Here is a 6186-nt window from a genome sequence, read left to right on the forward strand (position 1 = left end):
CTCTTCAGCTTGCGGAAAGCCAGCCGCTTCCGGCGCGGTGCGCAATGTTTGCGGGATTGGAAACAGGAACGACCGCTGCGCGAAAAACAGCACGGCGAGGCCGCAGAGATAGCCCAGCAATGCGAGAATGATCAGCCACTTCAGGACGGCCATCATTCCCGCAAGCATATCACATCGCCTTGACGATGTTCTCCGTCATCTTCTTGGCATCGCCGAGCAGCATCATGGTGTTGTCGCGGTAGAACAGCGGATTGTCGATGCCGGCATAGCCTGACGCCAGCGAGCGCTTGATGAACATCACGGTGCCGGCCTTCCATACCTGCAGCACCGGCATGCCGTAGATCGGCGAAGTCCTGTCGTCCTCGGCCGCCGGGTTGGTGACGTCGTTGGCGCCGATCACGAAGGCGACGTCGGCCTGGGCGAATTCGGAATTGATGTCCTCGAGCTCGAACACCTCGTCATAGGGCACGTTGGCTTCCGCGAGCAGCACGTTCATATGGCCCGGCATGCGGCCCGCCACCGGATGGATGGCGTAGGAGATCTTGACGCCCTCCTTCTTCAGGATGTCGGCCATCTCGCGCAAGGCATGCTGCGCCTGGGCGACCGCCATGCCGTAGCCCGGCACGATGATCACCGAGCCCGCATTCTTCAGGATGAAGGCGGCATCGTCGGCCGAGCCCGATTTGACCGGCCGGTCGGCGGCCTTGGGCCCGCCCGCGGCCGCGCCGCCGGAATCCGTGCCGAAGCCGCCCAGGATCACGTTGAAGATCGAGCGGTTCATCCCCTTGCACATGATGTAGCTGAGGATGGCGCCCGACGAGCCGACGAGGGCGCCCGTCACGATCAGGAGGCTGTTACCGAGCGTGAAGCCGATGCCGCAGGCGGCCCAGCCCGAATAGGAGTTGAGCATCGACACGACGACGGGCATGTCGGCGCCGCCGATCGGCAGGATCAGCAGGAAGCCCACCAGCAGCGACAGCGCGATCAGCACCCAGAACACGATCGGATCCTGGGTGATCACCAGCGCCACGATGAGGGCCACGATGGCGATGCCGATGGCGGCGTTGAGGAAATGCTGGCCTTTGAAAACCAGGGGCGCGCCCGAGAGCAGCGCCTGCAGCTTGGCAAAGGCCACGATCGAGCCGGTGAAGGTGACGGCGCCGATGGCGACACCCAGCCCCATCTCGACCAGGCTCTGGCCCTTGATGGCGCCGACCGCACCGATGCCGAACTCCTCCGGCGAGAAGAAGGCCGCGACCGCGACGCAGACCGCCGCCAGGCCGACCAGGCTGTGGAAGGCCGCCACCAGTTGCGGCAGGGCCGTCATCTGGATGCGCAGCGCGATCACGGTGCCGATGGCGCCGCCCACCAGGATCGCCGCGGCGATGATCGGATAGGAGACCACATTGGGGGCCGCCAGCGTGGTGCCGATGGCGATCGCCATGCCGACCATGCCGAAGAGATTGCCGCCGCGCGAGGTCACGGGGCTCGACAGGCCGCGCAGCGCCATGATGAAGCAGATGGCGGCGGCGAGATAGGCGTAGGCCGAAAGTTCTTCCGTCACAATATCGCTCCCGCGCCCAAGCTTATTTCTTCGGCTCTTTTTTCTTGAACATGGACAACATCCGATTGGTCACGATGAACCCGCCGAAGATGTTGACCGAGGCCAGCGCCACCGCGACAAAGCCCATCACCTGCGAGAGATTGAAATGCGCAGGGCCGGCCGCGATCAGCGCGCCGACGATGATGACGCTCGAGATCGCGTTGGTGACGGCCATGAGCGGCGAATGCAGCGCCGGCGTCACCCGCCAGACCACGTAATAGCCGACGAAGCAGGCCAGCACGAAGACGGTGAAGAGCTGGACGAAGGGCGCGTGAGCGTGGGTTGCGAGCGTGTCTTCCATGTCGGTCTCCCTCAGCCCGCCAATGCCGGATGCACGACCTTGCCGTCGCGGGTCAGGCCGGTGCCTTTGATGATCTCGTCGTCCCAGTTGATCTTCAGGCCCTTGCTCTCCTTGTCGATCATGAGGGAGACGAAGGCCAGGAGATTGCGGGCATAGAGCGAGCTGGCGTCGGCCGCGAGGCGCGAGGGCACGTTGAGATGCCCGACGAGCGTGACGCCATGCTTGACGACGACCTTGCCCGGCTCGGAAATGGGGCAATTGCCGCCCTGCTCGACCGCCAGATCGACGATCACGGAGCCGGGCTTCATGGTCTTGACCATCTCCTCGCTCACCAGCACCGGCGCCTTGCGGCCGGGGATGAGCGCGGTGGTGATGACGATGTCCTGCTTCTTGATGGTCTCGGCCGTCAGCGCCGCCTGCTTCTGCTTGTAGGCGTCGCTCATTTCCTTGGCATAGCCGCCGGCGGTCTCGGCCTGCTTGAATTCCTCGTCCATCACCGCGACGAAGCTGGCGCCCAGGCTTTCCACCTGCTCCTTGGCGGCGGGACGCACGTCGGTCGCGGACACGATGGCGCCGAGGCGCCGCGCGGTCGCGATCGCCTGGAGCCCCGCCACGCCGGCGCCCATCACCAGCACGCGTGCCGGCGCGATGGTTCCGGCCGCCGTCATCATCATTGGAAAGGCGCGGCCGAACTCGGCCGCCGCATCGACCACCGCCTTGTAGCCCGCGAGGTTCGACTGCGAGGAGAGCACGTCCATCACCTGGGCGCGGGTGATGCGCGGCATCATCTCCATCGCGAAGCTGACGACGCCCTTGGCCGCATATTGCTGCACCTGATCCTTGGCGCCGTGAGGGCTGAGGATGCCCACCAGCACCGCGCCCGATTTCATCAGCGCGAGCTCGTCGGGACCGCCTTCGGCGGCCGTCATGGGCCGCTGCACCTTCAGCACCAGGTCGGCATCCTTCAGCGCCGAGGCCTCGTCGGGCGCGATCTCGGCGCCGGCCGCCTTATAGGCCTCGTCGGGGATGTTGGCGCCGCCGCCGGCGCCGGTCTCGATCACGACGCTGGCGCCGAGGCCGATATATTTCTTCACGGTGTCGGGCGACACCGCCACGCGCGCCTCGTGAGGGCGACGCTCCTTGGCTACGCCAATCTTCATGAAACCCTGTCCCGCTCGCTGCCCCGTTTGAGATCGGGGCCCCCTGCATTGGGCGACAACAATGCCCAAGGCGGGCGCGATTCACAAGCGGCCCAGACCGACACAGACGGGGAATTGGCCTGATACTGGTGGGGGTTACTCGGAAGCGTCGAGGCCGGCCGCCTTGAGCGCCTTGGCCTGTCGCTTGCCCAGGGTCTTCACGTCGAAATCCTCGATCAGCCCATGGAACAGCCGGTGCCAATTCACCTCGGCCTTGAGATGGAGGAAGACCGAGCCCAGCCCGACGGCGGCGCGATCCATCAGCAGGAATTCGCGCGGTGGCTTGACCGGTCCCAGCCGGCGCAGCTCGGCATGGACCTCCTGCGCCACCTCGCGGCCGTAGCTGCCGGCACCCGTCTCCTGGATCAGCCGGCTGCGATCCTCGAGCAGCGGGCCATAGACGAAGGCAGCCCAGCGATTGAGGACGTCGATGATCTCGGGTGTCAGCCCCTCGAAGCCCCAATTCTCATAGGCCGCGACCGCGAGGTTGCGGTTGCCGGTCTCGAGCGCGCGATAGAGATCGATCACGCCGGCGACGAATTTCGGCGGGAAGATCCGGATGCAGCCGAAATCGAGCAGATTGACGCTGCCATCGTCGCGGACCGTGTAGTTGCCGAGATGCGGGTCGCCATGGATGACGCCATAGCCATAGAAGGGCGCATACCAGGCCTGGAACATGGCGAGCGCCACCTTGTTGCGCAGCGCGATGTCGGGCTTGTCGGCGAGGAAGGTCTTGAGCGGCCGGCCCTCGAGCCAGCTCATGGTCAACAACCGGCCGGTCGAGAGCGAGGGCAGCGGCACCGGCACATGCACGTTCTTCTCGCTGCCCAACATCGCGCCATAGAGCAGCATATGCTTGGCCTCGCGGCGATAGTCGAGCTCCTCGCGAAGCCGCGCCGCGATCTCGGCGTGGATGTTGCCGGAATCGATCGCGCGGTCGTATCGGCCATAGAGCGCCAGGATCAGCTTCAGCTGGCCGATATCGGCTTCGACGGCGCTCGGCATGTCGGGATATTGCAGCTTGCAGGCCAGCAGCCGCCCCTCCTTCGAGACGGCGCGATGCACCTGGCCCAGCGAGGCCGCGGCAGCCGCTTCGGGCTCGAAGCTCTTGAAGCGCGCCTGCCAGTCGGGGCCGAGCTCGGCCGCCATGCGGCGCTTGACGAAGTTCCAGCCCATCGAGGGCGCGTTCGACTGCAGCCCCGCGAGCTCGACCGCATACTCGTCGGGCAGCGCGTCGGGAATGGTCGAGAGCAGCTGCGCCACCTTCATGAGGGGGCCTTTCAGCCCCCCCAGCGCGGTCTTGAGGTCGGAGGCGTGGCGCGCGCGGTCGAGCGGCAGGCCCAGGAACCGTTCGCCCGCGAGCCGCGCCGCGGCACCCCCGACCGCCGTGCCGACCTTGGCATAGCGGCGCACGCGTCCCGTCAGGCGATTGCGTTCGGCGCTCTTGGTTTTGCGTTCGGCCATGGCTTGCGCGGGATCATATCCTTGAGGGAGCGGCGGAGGATTGTGACAAGTTCGCGAGCATCTTGTCTCGGGCCATCGCTGCGACTCTTGATCCCTACAACGAGCGGCAAAGGCGAAGCAACCGACCCCGTTGCATCTTGAGGTTGTCGCCACCCTATGCGAAGCTGCGATCCTCTCGATCCCAACTCTCGCTCATCTCCATGACCGACATTGCCATGCCGCTGGCCCAGCCCTCCCCCATCGCGCCGGGCGCTCTTCGCCGGTTGACAGGATTCGATCTGGTCGTCATCGCGGCCACGATCATTGCCAGCTTCGCCTTCGCATTCTTCGGGGCCGCCGTCGCTGGGGGCATTTACGGCATCGTGCTGGCCGTCACGCAGGGCAAGGTCGATCAGGCCGCCGTCGCCGCCAACAAGGACCTGCTGCAGACCGTCATCTTCGTGGGCGCCGTCTATGCCACGGCCGTGTTGCCACTGGGCGTTTGGGGACTGGCGCAGCTGCGAGGATTCGGCCGTTCGGCGCTGGGCCTCCGCCGGGCGCGATGGTGGTGGTACGCGATCGGCCTTGCCGTGCTGGCCGTCCTGTTCGGCTACGATTTCCTCATCACCCATTTCCTGGACCCGGACCACGCCATTGCGGGCAAGCTTCGCGAGCAGTTACTGGTGCGCCCCGATTCGCTGGCCTGGATCATCGCGCTCTGGGTCGTCGTGGCGCCCGCGACCGCCGTCGCCGAGGAGCTGCTCTATCGCGGCATGCTTTATCGCTGGTTTCGCGAAAGGCTGCCGGTCTGGCTCGCGATCCTGGTGAGCTCCGTCGTTTTCGGGCTCCTGCATGGTTCCCTGATCTCTCCCGGTGGCTGGTTGGGCGCCGGGATGGCGTTTGGCCTGACGATGTTCGGTGTGATCGCAGCTTTCCTGTTCGAGGCCAGCGGCTCGCTCTGGCCGTCGATCCTGGTCCATTTCGTCAATAACAGCCTGTTCGTGATCGGCGCCTACAATCCGAGTGGCGGCTGATAAGCTACGGGCCTCGAATCGCCCCAGGCTGCCACGCGCGGCCAGTCCGGATTGCCCAATGACCAGCCCCACACCCGATGTTCCGACGACCGCGCCCTCGCTGCCGGTTCCGGAGCGCACCCTGCGCCGCTACGACATCCTCTGGATTGCCGGCATCTTCGTCCTGAGCCAGCTCGCGACCGGCGTGGTCGTGATCCTGGTGATGAAAAGCACGGGCCTGCTTTCCGCCTTCCGGGACTCGTGGTCTCTCCCGGAAGGGGAGGCCACCCAGCTGGCCCTCGTCGCGGCCATCGCCACCGCCGGCGTGATTCTCGCCGGAAGCGGCTGGCGGCTGGCGCGGCGTCGCGGGCTTGATGCCGGCTCATTCGGTTTGGGCCGGGTCCGCTGGCCCTGGCTGCTGGCGGCCGTGATCCTGTTCGTGGCCTTCAACTGGGCCGACGGCATCGTCTCCCGTTGGCTCGATCCCACCGGCCAATTGCAACAGGACATGGCCGACGGCTTCTTTCCGATGAGCCAATCGCTGGGCTGGGCGATCGCGGTCGCGCTCGCCGTCGGGCCGATCACGGCGTTCGGCGAGGAGATCCTGTTCCGGGGCCTGCTCTATCG

The 6186-nt window shown here is 66.1% G+C and carries 5 protein-coding genes and 1 pseudogene; 2 read left to right on the forward strand and 4 right to left on the reverse strand.

From position 1 onward, the window contains the following. Positions 1–169: 169 nt before the first annotated feature. From ACREE8_RS13825 to ACREE8_RS13840, 4 genes and pseudogenes are all read right to left on the reverse strand, one after another. Positions 170–1564 (reverse strand): NAD(P)(+) transhydrogenase (Re/Si-specific) subunit beta, encoded by a 1395-nt coding sequence (locus tag ACREE8_RS13825; protein WP_431573590.1) that lies wholly within the window; start codon positions 1562–1564, stop codon positions 170–172. Between the two features lie 22 nt (positions 1565–1586). Next, positions 1587–1862, reverse strand: a pseudogene (locus ACREE8_RS13830) (NAD(P) transhydrogenase subunit alpha); the annotation flags it as partial. Between the two features lie 53 nt (positions 1863–1915). Then, positions 1916–3064, reverse strand: coding sequence for a Re/Si-specific NAD(P)(+) transhydrogenase subunit alpha (locus ACREE8_RS13835; protein WP_431573591.1), 1149 nt, complete (start codon positions 3062–3064; stop codon positions 1916–1918). 135 nt (positions 3065–3199) lie between these two features. Beyond that, complete coding sequence (locus tag ACREE8_RS13840) at positions 3200–4567, reverse strand: ABC1 kinase family protein (RefSeq protein ID WP_431573592.1); 1368 nt, start codon at positions 4565–4567, stop codon at positions 3200–3202. Between the two features lie 200 nt (positions 4568–4767). Between ACREE8_RS13840 and ACREE8_RS13845 the strand changes: the two genes are divergently transcribed. Together ACREE8_RS13845 and ACREE8_RS13850 are read left to right on the forward strand one after the other, a co-directional pair. Then, positions 4768–5580 carry a CPBP family intramembrane glutamic endopeptidase gene (locus ACREE8_RS13845; protein WP_431573593.1) on the forward strand — a complete coding sequence of 271 codons (813 nt, stop codon included), beginning with the start codon at positions 4768–4770 and terminating at the stop codon, positions 5578–5580. Between the two features lie 58 nt (positions 5581–5638). After that, positions 5639–6186 (forward strand): hypothetical protein (locus ACREE8_RS13850; protein ID WP_431573594.1); only part of this gene is annotated, 548 nt, incomplete at its 3' end.

Source organism: Hypericibacter sp., from assembly GCF_050729195.1.
GTDB lineage: Bacteria > Pseudomonadota > Alphaproteobacteria > Dongiales > Dongiaceae > Hypericibacter.